General features: G+C 54.9%; 2 protein-coding genes. One reads left to right on the forward strand and one right to left on the reverse strand.

The features are described 5' to 3' along the window. Window positions 1-196: 196 nt before the first annotated feature. Window positions 197-340, reverse strand: a complete 144-nt coding sequence (locus NW838_RS15115; protein ID WP_414428323.1) for a hypothetical protein — start codon at window positions 338-340, stop codon at window positions 197-199. A 651-nt stretch (window positions 341-991) separates the two neighbouring features. Between NW838_RS15115 and NW838_RS15120 the strand changes: the two genes are divergently transcribed. Continuing rightward, window positions 992-1,905: glycosyltransferase (locus tag NW838_RS15120; RefSeq protein WP_414428324.1), on the forward strand; the 914-nt coding region annotated here is incomplete at its 3' end.

Here is a 1,905-nt window from a genome sequence, read left to right on the forward strand (position 1 = left end):
CGTCGGCAGCGTCTGAGGTGTATAAGAGTCAGTCCATGGGGAGGGATCCCTGACGTTTGCTCTAGCTTAATGTACCCGGATCCACCCCCAGTTCTCACAACTTTTAGGCCAGGCGCTCAGCCCTTTGCTGCTCCAGTTCAGCCTTGGCAGGCATCAGTTCCCCAGCGGCAGTGGCCCACAGAATCCAGGTGGCCTCCTACCCTCCCACTTCGCTGGGTACAGCCTCAAAACCTCGCTCGGCATGGGTGGTGGAGATGAGCAAGTCCATCTGGCACGTGTGCCGCCAGCTTTCCATGGGTATGCCATTGTCGTCGCAGAGCGCGTCTTGGGTAGGGGCCATCCAGGCAGGTAAACTGGATTCGGCTCTTGCAGACAGGGATCCATGGGGTTGCTTATAACCTATGCTCGGCTTATCGTTTTCCAGGGCAACAGAGATCCCTTGTTGTTGTGTCCAATCCTAGTAGCCTGTAGGAGCTAGAAGAACCTGCCGCTCAACTTGGGGAGTCGAGAAATGCAAGACATCAAGGCCAATGCTCCGCGAATTCTCCTCAATTGGCCAACTCCGCCAGACTATATCCCGCCCCCGCAGCTTTCAGATCGGCAGGTCAGGCTTTGCCCCAAGAGGAAAGCCAAGGGCTTTGGACTAAACTTTGTCAATATCTCTAAGGAATTGGTGGAGTGCCCAGAGGGAGACTATGACCTCTATGACTTTGTGCAGCAGTCTGAGCAAATTACAAATAAGGAGTTTGACCTAGTTATTGTTTGGACTTCCAGCTTTGACCAGAGTAATCCCCTAAATACAAGGAAGTTTAAATGCCCCACACTCTTGCTAGCTGGAGACACCCACCACTGGGAGTTTCCCATCAACCATCTCTTGGCCTAATGGGCTACTGAAGGCTTTGATTACGTCGCTACTGCCTATAACTTCCAGCATTTGCACTGGTTTGCCGCAGCAGGCGCTGAGAATCTTGCCTGGTTGCCTCTTATCTCCATGCGCACTGTTACCCACGATTGGGTGGAAGATAGAGAAAATCAAGTGGTCTTTATCGGCCAACAGGGATCCCGCCATCCCAGGCGTTGCCGGCTGGTTCAAGCCATAAAGAATGCAGATTTGCCCATCCTCATCAAAACAGCCAACCGCCAAGAGGCAGCCAAATGGTTTGCCCATTCTCTGATTTCCTTTAACTGCAGCCAAAATGGGGATCTGAACTTAAGGAACTTGGAAGTGATTTCCGCGGGGGGCTTTCTGCTTACTGACCAGCTCTCCTTCGCCTCAGGATTGGACGAACTTTTGGCGCCCGGCACCTACTGCGACACCTACAACTCCGAAGCCCAACTCCTGGAGAAAATCCGCTACTACCTAGACCATCCCCAGGAGGCCATTCAAATTGCCCGCCGCGCTTATCACACTTTCGACCAACACTGGCATCCCCGCCACCGCATTCAGAACCTGCTGGACTGGGTGTTTGGGGGAGAGCTGCCGGAGCCCTTTCGTTACTCGCCCCGCTCTGATGTGCGCTACTTTGTCAGCACGGCCAGCTCTGCCTGGATAGACACACGACTAGGAATCTACGAGCCCATTCAAGAGCTGCATCGCGTGCAGGAGCGACTGAGGGTATTTGTTGGCCGAGGCTGTCCTGGGGTGATAGCCGCGGACTTGCTGGACTTGCCGCGGCTGGAGCTGTACGTGGAAGAGGGGTTTGGGGATCCCTGTGGTCTGCTGCAGCAGAAGGGAGTGCCCGAGCGAGTTCATGAGGTGAGGGGGGAGCCGAGCAGTTGGCCTAGCTTTGATGCGGTGGTGTGCACGGTGGGAGACTTGCAGCGGCTGGGGCGGCCTTTGAGAACCAGCTTTGCTTTCATCCTGGGAGAAGACACCCAGCTCCTCTTTGCCAATGCGGGAAACAT

The organism is Synechococcus sp. R55.2, assembly GCF_047462075.1.
Classification (GTDB): Bacteria; Cyanobacteriota; Cyanobacteriia; order Thermostichales; family Thermostichaceae; genus Thermostichus.

What these genes read in the sequence shown, in the direction of transcription:
- NW838_RS15115 (WP_414428323.1), bottom strand. Translation starts at nt 340, where the DNA reads ATGGCCCCTACCCAAGACGCGCTCTGCGACGACAATGGCATACCCATG.